This window comes from uncultured Paraglaciecola sp., assembly GCF_913020055.1.
GTDB lineage: Bacteria > Pseudomonadota > Gammaproteobacteria > Enterobacterales > Alteromonadaceae > Paraglaciecola.
The window spans coordinates 90,839-107,055 of the sequence record NZ_CAJWCF010000001.1 but is presented as its reverse complement, the minus strand read 5'-3'; the positions used below and the strand labels follow the sequence as shown (position 1 = coordinate 107,055).

The window sequence follows — 16,217 nt, the reverse complement described above, 5'->3', positions numbered from 1 at the left end:
TTGAGCCCTTGGTGTTACCACAAAGCATTGTTACTTAACACTTGTTTTGCTTAGACTTTACTATCACATAAAAAGTATTCGACTAGACGTAGCCGTGTGGCATACAAAACTAGGGTCGGATTAGGAACCACATAGGACTTCCAATGAAAAAAACATTTTTGTCGTCGTTTATCTGCATAGGGATCAGCATGGGGCTCTCTACGTCTGTGTTTGCAGATGATCTCTATCAAGTCTATCAAATGGCTATTGAGAAAGACCCTACTGTCAACCGTGCTAAAGCTGACAGAGACGCTGCCTTTGAAGGTATATCATTAAGTCGAGCAAGTTTATTACCTCAAATATCTGGTTCTATCGGTTATACCGATGGAAGTAGAGAATCTATTCCACTATTGTCGGGTCCAAGTGAAGATAATCCAGATGCCCCACTGGAGTTTGGTAACGTTACCCAACAGGACTCTAAAACTCTCAATATGGGTCTAGAGTTAAGAATGTCATTGTACGACTATCAAAACTGGATTGCATTGGATAGGGCTGAAAAGGTGGCTCAACAAAGTGATACCAATTACGCTTTGTCCAAGCAAGACCTGATTGTTAGAACAACCGGTGCATACTTGGCAATTCTTCGGGCAAAAGATAGTTTAACTTTTGTTCAGGCGGAAAAACGAGCCATTGAGCGACAGCTAGAACAAACCAAGCAGCGCTTTAATGTGGGTTTAACGGCAATTACAGACGTACATGAAGCTCAGGCTAATTTTGATAATACCGTTGCTCAAGAAATTATTACTGAAAATGTGGTTGAATTGCGTTTAGAGCAGATGCGTGAAATCACGGGTAAATATCACGGCAATATTTCGGTATTGAATACCGAAAGTTTTAGTGCAACACGTCCATCACCTGTTGGTGTTGATAACTGGCTCAAAATAGCCGAAGAAATGAATCTCGATCTAATGGTACGTAACATTGCAAAGGAAATTGCAAAGGAAGACATCTCATCAGCAAGGGCTGGACACCTCCCAACCTTGTCGTTATCAGGTAGCTATGGAAGAAATGATTCAGATACCAATGGTATTAATTTTCCAGCTACAGACTCGAATTCTATCGGTATTACATTAAATGTACCGATTTACTCAGGTGGTGCAGTAAACGCACAAACAGCACAAGCTAGATATCGCTTTGTGGCAGCCAGTGAAGATTTAGAGTTGGCTTACCGTTCGACAGTGCGTTCCGTGCGTTCAGCCTACAATGATGTCATTGCGGCGACTTCGACAATCCGTGCTTTACAACAAGCAGTGGTTTCGGCTGATAGTGCATTAAAAGCCACTGAAGCTGGTTTTGATGTAGGTACTAGGACTATTGTTGATGTGCTTAACAGTACCAGAAATCAGTTTGATGCTAGGCAAAGACTAGCCAGTGCTCGTTATGATTTCATTAGTGCGATATTGGATTTGAAGCGTGCGTCGGGGAACTTAACCGAGCAAGACTTGGTCGATATCAACCGTGGATTGATGTCTGCTAAAGCCAGCTAACAAAAGCAAGTTAATATTTAGGGTGGCTTTAGCTGCCCTTTTTTATGGTTAGAATGGGAAGGTACGTCAGCCAAAAACTATAAGAGAATGTTTCCGCCCAATGAATAAAATCTTCTGGGGTTGTCGATAATTGATTGACAGTCTAGATCAAATGAATACTCTAACGCCGATTTTACTATTTTCTGAGAACCATTTCCCAAGATGCAAGTTTCTACTCTAAAAGCCAAATTCATTCAAATTCGTTCAAACAAATTATTCGAAATTTTCGTAGTGACGGTTATCGTATTTTCTGCCCTTTTGGTTGGTGCCAAAACCTATGAAATGTCGGCTACTATGCACAGTATTGCTAAGTTCCTAGATTGGTTTATCAGTGCTTTTTTTCTGACAGAAATCACAATCAGATTTTTGGCAGAGCATCGAAAGCGGGACTTTTTTAAAAGCTTCTGGAATATCTTCGATACCTTGATCGTTATCGTTAGCTTGATACCAGCAGACGATACCGAGTTGGCGTTGGTTGCAAGACTAGTTCGGGTATTTAGAGTGCTCAGAATGATTTCAATCATTCCTGAACTTAGAATTTTATTGGTTTCTTTAATCAAGGCACTCCCGCAGCTTGGTTATGTGATGTTGCTGATGTTTATCATCTTCTATATTTATGCCGCCGTTGGAAGCACCTTGTTCGAAACAATTAACCCTGTTTTATGGGGTGACATCACTATTTCATTGCTGACCCTATTTAGGGTGATGACTTTTGAAGATTGGACAGACGTGATGTATGAAACAATGGAAGTGTATCCAATGAGTTGGCTATTTTATCTAAGCTTTATTTTCTTTACTGCTTTTGCATTTTTAAATATGGTGATTGGTATTGTGGTAAATGTCATGGAGCAGGAAAATGCTAATGCTCGCGCTGAAGCTTTGGAAGAAGAGGGAGAGCCAAGTCTAAAAGACATCTCTGAGCAAATAGCAAAATTGCAGATACAGATATTGTCGATGAATAAAAAATAAAGGGTATGAGTGCTATTTTGGCTTAATGCGTATTTTTTTGTTCTTCGAGTAAAATACAAAAATCGTCGTAAGGTACAGGTCGGCTAAACAAGTAACCTTGAACTATGTTGCAATTATTTAGTTTGAGGAAATCTTTTTGTAAGGTAGTTTCCACACCCTCTGCTATGACTTCTAATCTTAGGCTGCGGGCTATGGCGATTACCGCAAGTATGATTGCACCATGACTGTCATTGCTATTTTCGATGAGTTCTTTGACAAATGACTTGTCTATTTTGAGCCGGTCAATGGGTAGTTTTTGCAAATAAGCCAGTGAACTATAACCAGTGCCAAAGTCATCGATTGAGACTGTTATGCCTAATTTTCGTACTTCATCAAGTAGATAATTTACTTTGTCATAATTGTCTATTAACACACCTTCGGTAAGTTCTAACTCTAATCGTTGTGGATCAATTTGAGCCTTTTCTACACTATTTTTAATAAATTCGAATAATTGGCGATCGCTTACCTGACGAGGAGATAGATTGATCGAGAGTTTAATCTCTTCGCCTTTTGCACTTAATTGTTGCAGGATTGAACAGGCTTCCTTTATCACCCATTTACCCATAGGAATGATTAACCCTGTTTGTTCAGCCAATGGAATAAACTCGTCTGGTGAAACCACATGACCATTTGGATGATTCCATCTGATTAAGGCTTCTGCTTTAACTATTTTGCCACAGTCCAAGTCCAACATAGGTTGTAAATATAACTCAAATTTTTGTTTTTCTATGGCGTTACGAAGAGCATCTTCCATCTCAATACGCTTAAGTGATGCGTCGACTAGTTTTTTTGAGTAAAACTCAATACTACTCTTTGTTTTTTTCTTGGCAGAATAAACGGCCAAATCGGCATACTTCATTAATTCTTCTGCACTATTAGCATCTTGTGGGAATGCTGCTGCGCCAACATTTAAACCAATTTCGCATTTCTGCCCAGAGCTTAAATAGAATGGTAAACAACTAGCACTAATCAATTCTTTGGCAAATTTCACACACTGAGTTTGGTCTTGTGACGAAATTTGAGTATGTAAATGGTTGAGTCCCATGATTATGGCAAACTCTGTCCCGCCAATCTTAGCTATCATGTCATCAGCATGGGTAATGGAATTGAGTCGTTTTGACAAATCTTTTATGACTTCATCGCCTACCAAATGACCATGTAATTCGTTTGAACTGTTTAATGTCGATGTACAATAGATAAAATGGGCGATTTTGTTTTATTTTGTTTTCTAAATTTTGCCAAAAATACTGTCTGTTGGGTAAGTCTGTGAGTGCATCGAAGTGAGTTAACTTCTCATTGCGTCTAAGTAAGTATTTTATTTGAGTGACATCGCTCACACTAAATAACCAGTTCTGTACTCTTTGTGTTTCGCTTTTTATAGGATGTATAGATAACTTAAGCCACTTACCTTGTTGTGGTGGGTTTAACCAATAAATCTCACCTGTCCACGAACTTGCTGTGGAAAATATACGTTCACACTCAGGATATTGTGCTCTGAAAAGCTCTAGTATCAGTTTGTCTGGAGGGAGATCCAATTCTACTTGTGAATCATCAAATAGCGCGCGCAAGGCTGGATTACAATTCAATAAGCGTAATTCAGCATCTAGGATAGCCACACCCAAATCAGTTTGCGACAAAGCTTGGGCAACGGGTTGTTGTGCTGCAAGTGAACCATTGGGCTCACTAAGTAACTCTTCCAAACGAGCATGTAGATAGTCATGTTGCTCAGATATTTTGTCAGTCGACAATAACATCTCACGGGCAATCTGCAGAGTTTGCTGTTTTTGGTTATATTTATCTTCTAGTTTATTGACGACTAAATAACTTTGGTGGTCAGCTTGAACTGCTGATGCCTCCAACCGAATCAACTGAGTGGATAATTGTTCTGTCCATATACCAGATTCAATTCTTCCATCTTTGTTGGTTTGCCAAAGGTGTTCGGCGTCAATTAAAAAATCTTCTAGGTAGGCTGAGTTTTGTTCAATAACACAGACTTTTTTACCTACCGTTTCAGACAGTAATTCATCGAGCCAATTCCCAGATTTATAGATCACTTAAAACTTTACAGCTGCTACGCGTTTAAAAACTACGCAGTCTAATAAACCTAAAGCTGTTAGAAGTGAAGCATCCATAGAATTAGTTACTCAGTTTGCACTTTGGCAATATGTGAGAACATGTTTTCGACACCATCACCAGTTTTTGCACTAGTGTCAAAAAATTGATTAAAGCTTTGTTTTAGTTCTTCGAGTTCAGTTTCACTCCAGTGCCAACTAGCGGGGAGATCTGATTTGTTGATAGCCAAAAATCCGGGAATATCAGCGACTTCTTGAACCATTTTTAATATATCGAACCCTTCTACTAATGACTGTGAACGTGTTTGATCAGTTACAATGATAAATGCGGAAGCGCCTCGCAAATATTTGGCCTGAAATCCGCAATAACGGTCAATGCCCTCAATATCCCAAATCATCAATTGTACAATTTGTTTGTCAGTTTTAACTTGTTTCTTGTCAATCTTTACGCCAATCGAGGTCAAATATTTTTTCGAAAAGATACCTTCAACATATTGTCTAATTAAGCTTGTTTTACCGACTGCACTAGCACCTAACAGGCATATTTTCTTTTGGATCATGATTTTTCTACTTTTTTCATTATTCTATGCTCTTTTAGATCCTTTGCCCTAAACACCGTCAAAATATATCACGTTAAACAACACTTTCCGCGCACCCTCTTTAGTTGTTTTTAATTCTATAACACCCAACCCTATGGCATTCAATCGGCTAGCCGCAATGCCTAGCTCTTGCATTTTTAATTTCACATTATCAGCTCGTTTCTGACTCAATATTTTATTGAAAGATGCAGTGCCAACCGTGTCGCTTGCACCCATAATAATTAAGCCCATTGACAACTCTTGCTGTTCAGCTACTTCAACCAAATTACTAAATTGTTGCTCAATTTCAATTAATTTTTCAATCGCTTGTTCAGATAGTTCACTTTGTCCGGGTTCAAAAGCAATAGACACACGATCGATCTTAGCAATGTTCAAATCTAAAATAGCTCTAATCAACTCAGGATCATTCGCGGCTTTATTTTCTGTACCTTCAATCACTAAATTGTCTAACCACGTAGGTTGAAAATTTAATCCGATCAGGTTTGCTAATTCGTTTTGTAAAAGCAGCTTGTTAAGGTTGGTTGACGTACCGTTAAATTCTGGTCGATTATCAATCCAGTTGGCAGTGACACTTGGATGACGTGCTACAACTTGCTCAACTTTATGCTTTATGAGTAAAGGGTCAAGGGATAAATAAGCTCTTTCTTTGACTATTACTCGGCTGGAATTAATTGATTGTTGTTCAAGCCACTCAATTACTGATTGGGCCGCAGGGTCACGCATCACTTCGAGCTGTATTTTTTCTAAACCTAGGGTATCTATATTAGTGAGTAGAATAACGGGGGTTTTATCAATTAAACTCACATGTTCTATTAGCTCTTGTGACTGCCAGCGTTTAAACAGTAAAAAACCGCTACCTATTAGTACTATTAAAACTAATGTCCATGCCATCCAAGGTCGATTTCTACTGACTTTGTCTGGTTTCAATACCGTCATCAGGCAGTCTCTTAGCTGATGCTCACTGTTCTCAAATTGGATTGAATCACCATCAAAATCATCTAGCTCTTTATCGTAAAGACTATGAATTTCTTCTAATGTTTTTTGCAGTTGATTTGCCACGTCTTGTGGCATATTGCCAGTTATCGCAGCCACGACTGAGGCTTTAGGTCCTTTTTTTAATAATAAAGTAAAATCATCCGTACGCACAACATCAAGGTTTTGCTCGGCTTTCCCAGCATTGGTGGTGAACGAGTCAGTCACAAAGTCATTAATGGCAGTCAGCATAGACGATACCATGTCTGCATCTGCTTCAAGTTCTAAACCCAAGGAAACTGAATTCAACAAAAGTCCTGTTTCACGATGGATCAAAAAAACCTGTTCAACTCGAAAAGCAAATGTTTGGCTAGCCGCATATTGGGAAAAACTTACCCCAGACTGCCAGGCTTTAAATCGTCAACTGAGACCTTTAATGGTAAGACTGTTTTCGATTAGGGTGTTGGTTTTTTCTAAAAGTTCTGTAATAAATGCAGTCACAGATTTTCTAACAAGACTACCTATCAGCGGAAACAAATAACCAATAAATTTTTCACTATTAGTATCTATTGATCGTTCAATTGATTTTTCAACCAGTGGTAACAGTACTTTGTTCACCGACCCGTCATGTTTTTCTCGTCCATGTAATGCTTCAGAAAACACTTCACCGACCAATTCTCGGGCGTTTTCCTGTAACGTTTGTTTGATATGTTGACCGTCTTTGCCTAGCACCAACTCACGGATTTGGCGCATTTGTTCGGCATCAGGTTTGCTGGGTTGCTGCTCGTTAGGGTTGGCCATTTTTCAGGCTACTCACCTTCGTCTGTTTCAAGGTTACTTGCCACTGTGGCCAGCAATTTAGCTAGGGTTTTACGATCAGTTTTAGTGGAATTGAGGTCGCTGGACATTTGTGTAAGTTTTTCTAAGGCTTGGTTAAGCTGATCTGTGAATTTCACTGTTAATGATTTAATTTCTTTATCTAAACGATCGTGTAATTCGTCATTTTCTTGTTTACTGTTTGCTTCAGCCATTTCAAGTTCAGAAGATATTTTGTCAGCATAAGTATGTAACTCAGCCGCTTTTTCGTCTTGACCTTGATCGGCAAGGGCAAGTTTATCATCTAGTTGATTGAATCCCTCGCGCATGGCAGCTTGTATACTTTGAGTGTTTTTTCGATTGTTAGCTGCATCGATTTGAAGTTGTCTTGGGTTTGCTGCTCTAATGCGTTAATACGTTGTTCGATATCATTTTTGGCCGCTCCAAAAACTATATTTCTTAAATTATCTAGTTCGCTTATCTCGACAGTCTCGGTGGCGGTTGGGGTTTGATTTTTAGTGTTGTAGGCACTTTTTTTATCAGCCATGTTACAAATCCTCTGCTCGAATAATTCGATCAACAAATTAATTTGACATTAGATATCGGATCATCATGCACAGATTTTTTTGGTAATTAAACTGTTTTCAAGTGTTTAGCATAAAAAATGCACTTTTCATAACTTAACTTAGTAGGTAGAGTGTTATAAATCTTGAGGCGATTTTGTTGGTAAATATCTGAACATAGTATTTAGCTTTAAAAACTAAATGGAAAATATGTGTGTGTTTGGTAATCCACAATACTTCGGAATGAGTTCACTTAGCCCTGTGGACGCTAAGGTAGACAATGTTTATTTGTGATTTTAATTGTGACCAAGACTCAGACCAAGGAGAGTGGAAAACCCACACATTGTGGTTGAGAGATTGATTGCCATATGCACGGTAGAACGGCCGCTTGAGGTAAACTGACTAATTCATTGATTTTTAAAGAAACTAGTCCAAAATAGCTTTTTTGTCGTAATCAATTGTCATTACGACTAAGTGCTTGTCTTTTTTATTTAATATCATCAAGAGTTGTTCATGAAATACCAAGGTAGTCCTACTTTTACCCATAGCCAATCCGATAAAGTGGGTGTGTTAATTACAAATTTGGGCACACCCGATGCGCCAAAGAAGGCCGAGTTAAAACGGTACTTAAAAGAATTTTTATCAGACCCAAGAGTTGTGGAAGTACCACGAATACTGTGGTGGATGATTTTGAATTTCGTCATTTTGAATATTCGCCCAAAGCGTTCTGCCAAAGCCTACGAAACTGTGTGGACTGAGCGTGGCTCGCCACTTATGTATCATACCCAAGACCAAGCTAATGCGCTGCGAAAGACGTTGCAGGATCAATATGGTGATTCTGTAGAGGTGGATTTTGCCATGCGTTATGGCTCGCCTTCCGTGGATTCGGTAATAGACAAAATGTTACAACAGGGCGTGCGAAAACTCGTAGTACTGCCTTTGTATCCACAATATTGCGCCTCAACTACTGGTTCTACTTTTGATGCAGTAGCCCAAAGTTTTAGTAAGAGACGCTGGATCCCCGAACTGCGTTTTGTCACCCATTATCATGACAATATTGAATATATAAACGCAGTGGCAGACAAAATTCAATCTCACTGGGAACAGCATGGTCGAGCGGATAAATTAATATTTAGTTATCACGGTATTCCAAAACGTTACTTATTAAATGGTGATCCCTATCACTGCGAATGCCACAAAACGTCGAGACTAATCGCGGAGAAATTAGGTTTAAGTGAGAGAGAACACTTCACCAGCTTCCAATCACGGTTTGGTCGAGAAGAATGGTTAAAACCCTATACTGATCATTCGCTTAAGGCGTTTCCAGAGCAAGGTGTTAAGTCTGTACAAGTTGTATGCCCGGGCTTTTCTGCAGATTGTTTAGAAACGATTGAAGAGATTGGTGAAGAAAATCGAGACTACTTTCTGGAAGCCGGTGGTGAACGTTATGAATATATAGAAGCACTCAATGCCGATGAATCGCACATTATGGCGCTTACAAATTTACTCGATTCTCACTTACAAGGATGGGTAATGAAGCCAGAAAGTACTGAGCAGCGAAGTAAACTGGCAAAAGCTATAGGCGCGCAAGAGTGAATATTGATTGAAGTGACCTTCAATACCTAACAAGACCAAATAGTCAGTATGTGTTAACATAAATTTTACATAGTGATGTTGCTAATGCCACTGCAAACAAAAATCATCAGATTCTATTAAATAATAATCAGAAATGCCGCTCACATCCCTTTATGGGTGAATAAGACGGATTCAGAACGGGAACTTCCATGTCGACACAAAATCTCACTGATCAAGCTTTGGTCCATACTCCTCTTTTTACCAATGATGCCACTGTTATGGGTATTTTGGCGATTCTACTGGGTTTAGTGTTTTACACTGCTAACAGCCAAGTTTCTTTTTGGCGCAAATTTTATATGTTTGTTCCGTCAGTATTACTTTGTTATTTCTTGCCCTCTTTATTGAATACTTTTGGTTTAATCGATGGTGAAAACTCACAGCTTTATTTCGTAGCATCGCGTTACCTGCTGCCAGCATGTTTAGTGTTATTGACCATTAGTGTTGATTTAAAAGCGATTGCTAAGCTAGGCAGTAAAGCCGTTATTCTATTTTTCACTGGTACTTTAGGTATTGTGATAGGCGGGCCGATTGCACTCCTTGTAGTTGCTACCTTTTTCCCTGAGTTGTTAGGCGTTGATGGGCCAAACGCAGTTTGGCGAGGCATGACAACTGTTGCAGGAAGTTGGATTGGCGGCAGTGCCAATCAAGTTGCGATGAAAGAAATATACGGAGCTGGTGGCCAGATGTTTTCCGCAATGGTCACGGTTGATATTATAGTCGCAAACTTATGGATGGCTGTGCTGCTAATCATGGCGGCGAATGCAAGATCCATTGATGCAAAAACAGGTGCCGATACCTCCGCAATTGATGAACTTAAAGAAAAAGTTAAAAGTTTTGAAGCTAAGCATTCACGCATTCCAAGCCTAACTGACATTATGTTAATTGTGGCTGTGGGCTTAGGCGTGACAGGTTTTGCTCATTTGTTTGCCGATACCATTCAACCGTATTTTGTAGAAAATTTCCCAGAGTCACGAAAATTCAGTTTTCACAGCAAATTTTTCTGGATGATTATTTTTGCTAGCTCTGTGGGTGTGGCATTGTCTTTCACCAAAGTGCGTCAGTTAGAAGGTGCCGGTGCTTCAAAAATAGGTTCGGCTTTTTTGTATATATTGATTGCGACCATAGGCATGAAAATGGATGTCACTATGATTGCTGACCAACCATTATTTTTTGTGATCGGTGCTATTTGGATGTTAATCCATGCTTCACTTATGCTTGGAGTGGCAAAACTAATCAAAGCCCCATTATTTTATATGGCAGTGGGTAGCCAAGCTAACGTCGGTGGCGCTGCTTCGGCACCTGTAGTGGCTTCAGCATTTCATCCCTCATTGGCACCTGTTGCGGTCATGTTAGCTGTCTTGGGATATACAGTGGGCACTTATATGGCTTGGTTCTGTGGTCAAATTTTACAAGTGATCAATTAGATTATTAAGGTTAGAGCGAAAATGAACGACGCGTTTCAAGCCCCAGACACCCTTTTGCAGGCTCAGAAGTTGGCAGATTTAACCGACTCTAAGATCCGTATACCTTTTTTGGGTATTCGTCTGGGATTAGACTTTTTGGTGGGGCTTATCCCTGTCGTGGGAGACCTTATAATGGTGGGGGTGTCACTTGTTATTGTTGGTATGGCTAAACAGATGGATGTGCCTACTGCGTTGCGTGTAGCTATGCTAAAAAATATTGCGATTGATTTTTTGCTAGGGTTAATTCCTTTTGTTGGCGATTTGGTTGATTTATTTTATAAATCAAACCAAAAAAATGTGCGTATTATGGAAAGATGGTGGGTAAGCCAGAATCATCAAGAAATTCTAGCTAGAAGCCAACAAGCAGTGGAAGAGTGGGAACCTCCCCAAGACAATTAAAACGGCATGTCTATTCAGGAATGCTATGCGACTTTAAATCTTCTAACTTGATAATGCGTAAACAAGCTTGATTGGTGGCACTGAGCACTATTTGTGGTGCGCAGTTGGCATTAAATGCTTCTTGCCAACGGGCAGCGCACAAACACCATTTATCTCCTACTTTCAATCCTGCAAACTGATATTGTGGCATGGGTGTGGACAAATCATTGCCCCTTGATTTTGAGAATTCTAGAAAATCTTGAGTGACAATAGCGCACACACTGTGGTTGCCATGATCGCTGGAAGGTACGTAACAGAATCCTTCTCGTGTAAAACCGGTATTTCCACAGCAAAGTTTCAGTGGTTTCCCTAATACATTTTTTTCATTTGGCATTATTTTCCTAATTTCAAACTTTATTTATTATGACTAGCTAAATTGGTCTTAACCATATTCCTTAATAACTGATTTCGCTAAATTAATTAGGCTATATTATCGAATATGAATAAAAGATTATTTTCACTATCTGCACTTAGCTTATTGTTAGGGTTTATTACGTTAACTCATTCAGTATCTTATGCCAAATCGAAACAAATTTCGGTTGCTGTGCTAGCGATAAACAAACAACAAATTGCGCTTTATGATGAGCTATTTGGCCGTTTTAACCGCTCTCAATCACAATTAACAGTCAATGTGGATTTTTATAGTGACCAAGGTCTTAAAAGTAAGCTTTCAAGCTGGTTGGAAAGTGGTGAATACGACCTAATTCATTGGCAAGCTGGGAAGCGCTTGGACGACATTGTTGAACAAGAGTTGCTGTTACCTATTGACTCATTAATTGACAAAAAAACGCTAACAAAAAATATAAACTCTCAATTGCTTGAAGCAGTCAATATAAACGGCTCCTACCAAGCTATCCCTTTTGGTTATTATCCTTGGGGGTTTTATTACAGTAAAGAGGTTTTTGCCAATCATGCAATTTTACCACCTAAGTCCTGGGCTGAATTCTTAGCCATATGTAGCAAACTAAAAAAGCAAGGCGTTGCACCACTGGTTCAAGCAAATCAAGAAGGATGGCCGCTTTTAGCGTGGATTGATTTTTTAGCTTTAGATAATGGTGGTATTAATACCCGTCAAGAAATAACTGAATACGCTAGTGTGAGTCGCAAGAGTGTTGCAAGTGTTGTTGATCAGTTTTCAACGTTATTGGATTATGGTTATTTTTTTGCGCCTGACCATAGTTGGCGATGGGAGCAAACCATAACATTGTTATTACGCCAACAAGTAGCTATGACTTTGATGGGGCAATTTGCCGAGACTGAAATTAAACCTGAGCACTCTTCTCAGATTGGGTACTTTCCTTTTCCTCATACTCAAATTGAAACTCAATACCCAGCTGTTGCCCCAATTGATTTGTTTGTTGTTCCTTTGGCGTCGAAGAACCATACCTATTTGCCTGCTCTGCTAAATTTTTTAGTTCAACCTGTAACAAACAAATTTTTGGCCACTGGTTTAGGTTTTTTACCTGTGTACCCTGAATTTGATGGTCAAGGCTTGAGTGAACGAGCTTCAATCGGATTACAAAGTTTACGTAAAAGCTCTCAGTTGGTGCAGTTTTTCGACCGTGATACGGAATCACAATATGCGGATAATCTAGCTAACAGCATCGCACAGTCTATTTTGAATGGGGAGTCATCAGCATTTGAAGGAGCGATGTTAGGCCAAGAATTTGTTCATTCGACTAATCAAAAAGTAGTTTACGGAGTACCAGAGAAGTTACTTGAATTTTCATCATTTACTGGCTCTCGTGGCACTTTTTTCGCATCAAATGTGCTGGCTGCAATTTATCATGAGTTAGGTTACAACGTTTCAATTACACGTTATAAAAATCTAGCAGAAAACTTGAACTCTTTTCGATTTGGGGCTGATGGTGAGCTAGTACGAGCTGGTGTTTTTGATAGCACGTCTGAATACTTGATACAGGTGCCCGAACCATTAGTCGAAACATCGCTTTATTTGGTGTGTCGTTCGAAAGAGAGCTGTTTAAGCTCAATGCAGCCTAATGCTAAGGTTGGAATAAGTATTGACGCGTTGGTTCTTAAAGATTGGTGGAAAGAACAAAAGGTTTCCAAGCAGGTTTACTTAACAACCACCTCTATGCTGAAGGAATACACGTCAGAACAATTAGACTATATGATCTTATCGGCGATAGATGCTTCCTACTATAAGGAGCAGTTGGGTACTAGTCATTATCAGAGCATTTTAACTATGCCGTTTTACCACTTTATACATAAAAAACATAAAAGTTTGCTTGATAAAGTTAACCAAGGGCTAAAAGATTTTAAACTTACACCTGCCTATGAAAATTTTCGAAAACGCTATTGGTTAAATTAATACTCACTTTGGATTTAACCTTTGTGAGTCCAACAACGAAGAATAAAACATATGAAAATATACGATACCAAAACTGCGCCATCACCAAGACGAGTGCGAATTTTTTTAGCTGAAAAAAATATTCCAATGGAATACGTACAAGTGGATTTACAAAGTGGTGAAAATATATCACCCGAGATGCGCGCAAAAAATCCCGTGGGTAAAATACCGATTCTTGAACTTGATGATGGCACTTGTATTAGTGAAGGTGCATCGATATGTTTGTACTTTGAACAGTTGCACCCTGAAATCAATCTGTTGGGACAAGATGCTCTAGAAAAAGCAACTATAGACATGTGGCATAGACAAGTTGAGTTGTACTTTTTTGGTCAAGTGGGAATGTGCTTCCAACATACAACCGGTTACTTCAAAGACCGTATGACACCCGTTAAAGAATACGGTGAAGTGGCAGGTAAAAACGCTGCAGGTTTTCTTAAGGTCCTAGAAAAGCGTTTAGCTGAATCAAAATTTATAGCAGCTGACCGATTCACCATAGCTGATATTACTGCTATGTGTGCTGTGGATTTTGCACGAGTAGTGAATATTAAAATTGCTGACAACCAACCCAATCTGCAACGATGGTACGCTGCCGTGAGTAGTCGTCCAAGTGCTAAAGCATAAGTTTAGACAAAACTGTTGTTGAGTTTTCTTAGCAAGACTCTGTCCTGTTTTTCACCGAATCAAGCAGTTTTAGCCAATGCTAAAACTGCTTGATTGTATTAGTAGATCGGCTCTTAATCGCGCCATCTTTTGCTTAAGTCAGCATAAGCATCTATTCGGCGATCTCTAAAATACGGCCAAATGCGTTTGATTTGTTCTGTACGCTTAAGATCGATTTCAACTAGTAAGTTTTGTTCTTTGTCACTACTCGCTTGTGCTAATATTTCACCTTGTGGGCCAGCAATAAAGCTTTGTCCCCAAAACTGAATACCGGGATCGCCTGCAACTGGTGAGGCTTCAAATCCTGTTCGGTTTGCCACTACTACGGGCAATGAATTGGCTACTGCATGAGAACGTTGAATGGTTTGCCAAGCATCATGTTGGCGAGTCTGTTCTTCTGGTGTATCGTTTTTATCCCAGCCTATCGCAGTGGGGTAAAACAACATATCTGCCCCTGCCATTGCCATTAATCTAGCGGCTTCTGGATACCATTGATCCCAACATACCAATACACCAAGCTTGCCCACACTAGTTTGAATAGGTTCAAACCCCAGATCACCAGGCGCAAAATAAAATTTCTCGTAAAAGCCGGGGTCATCGGGGATATGCATTTTGCGATATTTGCCAACTAAACCGAGTTGGCGATCAAATACCACAGCAGTATTGTGATACAGGCCTGATCCACGTTTTTCAAATAATGACGTGATAAGAACGATGTCTAATTTGGCAGCAAGATCAGAAAAGTAGTCAGTGGCAGCGCCAGGAATAGGTTCTGCTAAATCGAATAAGTCGGTGTTTTCTTGCTGACAAAAATACAATGTACTGTGCAATTCTTGCAACATCACTAATTCGCAACCTTGTTCAGCTAAGGTGCTAACTTGCTTAGCACTTCGCGCCCAGTTCACATCTTTGTCATTACTGGAAACGGCTTGTTGAACCACACCAACCTTTAAGCTGCTTTTATTCATATACGCTGACTCCATTGTTAAAGGACTGTAATACTTCTGGTTTAAGTATGCCACAAGGTATTTGCATGCTTATACAATGCAAACTACCAAATTGTTGGACTAAAGGCAGACAATTTATTGGCACAATTGAAAACTCTGGGTAGGCATTTTGCATAATTTGTATTGCCAATTTATCTTCTGGTTGTTGATAAATAGGGCACAAAATATGTTGGTTGGAAATTAAGAAGTTGGCGTAAGAAGCGGGCAGTCTTTCGCCTTGTGGATTGACAATGTACGGCAAAGGCAACTCAAAGATTTCATGCGAGGGCATATGTTGCTGACATTCTTTAACTAAGGCGGCTAAACCTTGAAAATGACTGTCGTCTGGACGATTAAAGGCTGACTGGATAACTAGACCGCTATTAGGGGTAAAACGAACTAAGGTATCAATATGCCCATCTGTATCATCACCTTCTAAATGACCATTTTGTAAAATAATACTTTGCTTAGCCCCAAGAAATTGCTGAAAATCTTTCTGGTATGAATCAATGGATTTTCCACCATTTCGTTTAGGGTTAGTTAGGCAAAGCTCGGTAGACAGCAGCAAACCGTTTTGGTCAATTTCAAGGGCGCCTCCTTCAGCCACTAAATCAAAGGATTTGATGGGTTGCTGACAAAGCCGACTCAGTACATTCTGATTTATTTTATTGTCTTTACTGGCATCAAATTTTTGCCCCCAACCATTAAAGATAAACTCGACAGGTTGAAGACCAGATTCATTGGCACAGCTTAAAAAGCCGTAATCTCTGATCCAAGTATCATTATAGTCAGCGCTTACTATCAATACTTTTTGAGATTTTTTAAGCCTATCCAAACAATCACTAATTTCGCTACTACGAACCAACAACACAACATTAGTATTTGCTTGATTGAGCGCTTCAATTATTTTCAGGTAAACGCTTTTTACTTCGCTCAGCCAAGGTTGCCAATCGGTGCTTTTATCAGGCCATGCCAGCATCACGGCGTCTTGTTGCGCCCATTCGGGTAACAGTTGGTAGTTTTCAGTCATGCAGTTTGTTCGTTGTAAATTTTTGAGGATTATAATAGC

At 39.5% G+C, this 16,217-nt stretch carries 16 protein-coding genes and 1 pseudogene; 7 read left to right on the top strand and 10 right to left on the bottom strand.

All coding sequences use genetic code 11. The annotated features are described in order from the left end of the window. Positions 1 to 143 precede the first annotated feature (143 nt). Positions 144 to 1,526, top strand: coding sequence for an outer membrane channel protein TolC (gene tolC, locus QZ488_RS00475; protein WP_293745663.1), 1,383 nt, complete (start codon positions 144 to 146; stop codon positions 1,524 to 1,526). A gap of 201 nt (positions 1,527 to 1,727) precedes the next feature. Then, entirely contained in the window at positions 1,728 to 2,534 is an 807-nt protein-coding gene (locus tag QZ488_RS00470; RefSeq protein ID WP_293745662.1) for an ion transporter, read from the top strand. A gap of 22 nt (positions 2,535 to 2,556) precedes the next feature. Here QZ488_RS00470 and QZ488_RS00465 read toward each other — a convergent pair whose 3' ends face one another. From QZ488_RS00465 to QZ488_RS00435, 7 genes and pseudogenes are all read right to left on the bottom strand, one after another. Beyond that, positions 2,557 to 3,432 carry an EAL domain-containing protein gene (locus QZ488_RS00465; RefSeq protein WP_366508962.1) on the bottom strand — a complete coding sequence of 292 codons (876 nt, stop codon included), beginning with the start codon at positions 3,430 to 3,432 and terminating at the stop codon, positions 2,557 to 2,559. Next, positions 3,433 to 4,327 (bottom strand): annotated as a pseudogene (locus QZ488_RS00460) (GGDEF domain-containing protein); the annotation flags it as partial. A 386-nt stretch (positions 4,328 to 4,713) separates the two neighbouring features. After that, the gene (locus tag QZ488_RS00455) at positions 4,714 to 5,205 is read right to left on the bottom strand and encodes a Rab family GTPase (protein WP_293745661.1); all 492 of its coding nucleotides are present in this window, start codon (positions 5,203 to 5,205) and stop codon (positions 4,714 to 4,716) included. Positions 5,206 to 5,253: 48 nt separating this feature from the next. Beyond that, a complete protein-coding gene (locus QZ488_RS00450) occupies positions 5,254 to 6,525 on the bottom strand; it encodes an OmpA family protein (protein WP_293745660.1) in 1,272 nt (423 codons plus the stop codon). A 111-nt stretch (positions 6,526 to 6,636) separates the two neighbouring features. After that, positions 6,637 to 7,017, bottom strand: a complete 381-nt coding sequence (locus tag QZ488_RS00445) for a hypothetical protein (protein ID WP_293745659.1) — start codon at positions 7,015 to 7,017, stop codon at positions 6,637 to 6,639. Positions 7,018 to 7,025: 8 nt separating this feature from the next. Further along, on the bottom strand, positions 7,026 to 7,361 hold the full coding sequence (locus QZ488_RS00440; protein ID WP_293745658.1) for a hypothetical protein: 336 nt from the start codon (positions 7,359 to 7,361) through the stop codon (positions 7,026 to 7,028). Further along, positions 7,337 to 7,579: a hypothetical protein gene (locus tag QZ488_RS00435; RefSeq protein WP_293745657.1), complete on the bottom strand. Its 243-nt coding sequence runs from the start codon at positions 7,577 to 7,579 to the stop codon at positions 7,337 to 7,339. The genes QZ488_RS00440 and QZ488_RS00435 overlap by 25 nt, the downstream gene beginning before the upstream one ends. A gap of 529 nt (positions 7,580 to 8,108) precedes the next feature. On the opposite strand from QZ488_RS00435, the gene hemH reads away from it, so the two are divergent. The 3 genes from hemH to QZ488_RS00420 all read left to right on the top strand — a co-directional run bounded on the left by hemH (position 8,109) and on the right by QZ488_RS00420 (position 11,092). Then, positions 8,109 to 9,191, top strand: coding sequence for a ferrochelatase (gene hemH / locus QZ488_RS00430; RefSeq protein WP_293745656.1), 1,083 nt, complete (start codon positions 8,109 to 8,111; stop codon positions 9,189 to 9,191). A 188-nt stretch (positions 9,192 to 9,379) separates the two neighbouring features. After that, on the top strand, positions 9,380 to 10,654 hold the full coding sequence (locus QZ488_RS00425) for a DUF819 family protein (RefSeq protein WP_293745655.1): 1,275 nt from the start codon (positions 9,380 to 9,382) through the stop codon (positions 10,652 to 10,654). 21 nt (positions 10,655 to 10,675) lie between these two features. Beyond that, entirely contained in the window at positions 10,676 to 11,092 is a 417-nt protein-coding gene (locus QZ488_RS00420; protein WP_293745654.1) for a DUF4112 domain-containing protein, read from the top strand. A gap of 10 nt (positions 11,093 to 11,102) precedes the next feature. Here QZ488_RS00420 and QZ488_RS00415 read toward each other — a convergent pair whose 3' ends face one another. Then, positions 11,103 to 11,465: a DUF2237 domain-containing protein gene (locus QZ488_RS00415; protein WP_293745653.1), complete on the bottom strand. Its 363-nt coding sequence runs from the start codon at positions 11,463 to 11,465 to the stop codon at positions 11,103 to 11,105. Positions 11,466 to 11,570: 105 nt separating this feature from the next. Here QZ488_RS00415 and QZ488_RS00410 point away from each other — a divergent pair, with 105 nt between their 5' ends. Both QZ488_RS00410 and QZ488_RS00405 read left to right on the top strand, forming a co-directional pair. After that, the gene (locus QZ488_RS00410; RefSeq protein ID WP_293745652.1) at positions 11,571 to 13,463 is read left to right on the top strand and encodes an extracellular solute-binding protein; all 1,893 of its coding nucleotides are present in this window, start codon (positions 11,571 to 11,573) and stop codon (positions 13,461 to 13,463) included. A gap of 51 nt (positions 13,464 to 13,514) precedes the next feature. Continuing rightward, positions 13,515 to 14,123, top strand: a complete 609-nt coding sequence (locus QZ488_RS00405) for a glutathione S-transferase family protein (RefSeq protein WP_293745651.1) — start codon at positions 13,515 to 13,517, stop codon at positions 14,121 to 14,123. Between the two features lie 113 nt (positions 14,124 to 14,236). Here QZ488_RS00405 and QZ488_RS00400 read toward each other — a convergent pair whose 3' ends face one another. Both QZ488_RS00400 and QZ488_RS00395 read right to left on the bottom strand, forming a co-directional pair. Continuing rightward, positions 14,237 to 15,130 carry a carbon-nitrogen hydrolase gene (locus QZ488_RS00400; RefSeq protein ID WP_293745650.1) on the bottom strand — a complete coding sequence of 298 codons (894 nt, stop codon included), beginning with the start codon at positions 15,128 to 15,130 and terminating at the stop codon, positions 14,237 to 14,239. Next, positions 15,123 to 16,178 carry an agmatine deiminase family protein gene (locus QZ488_RS00395; RefSeq protein WP_293745649.1) on the bottom strand — a complete coding sequence of 352 codons (1,056 nt, stop codon included), beginning with the start codon at positions 16,176 to 16,178 and terminating at the stop codon, positions 15,123 to 15,125. The genes QZ488_RS00400 and QZ488_RS00395 overlap by 8 nt, the downstream gene beginning before the upstream one ends. Positions 16,179 to 16,217 lie beyond the last annotated feature (39 nt).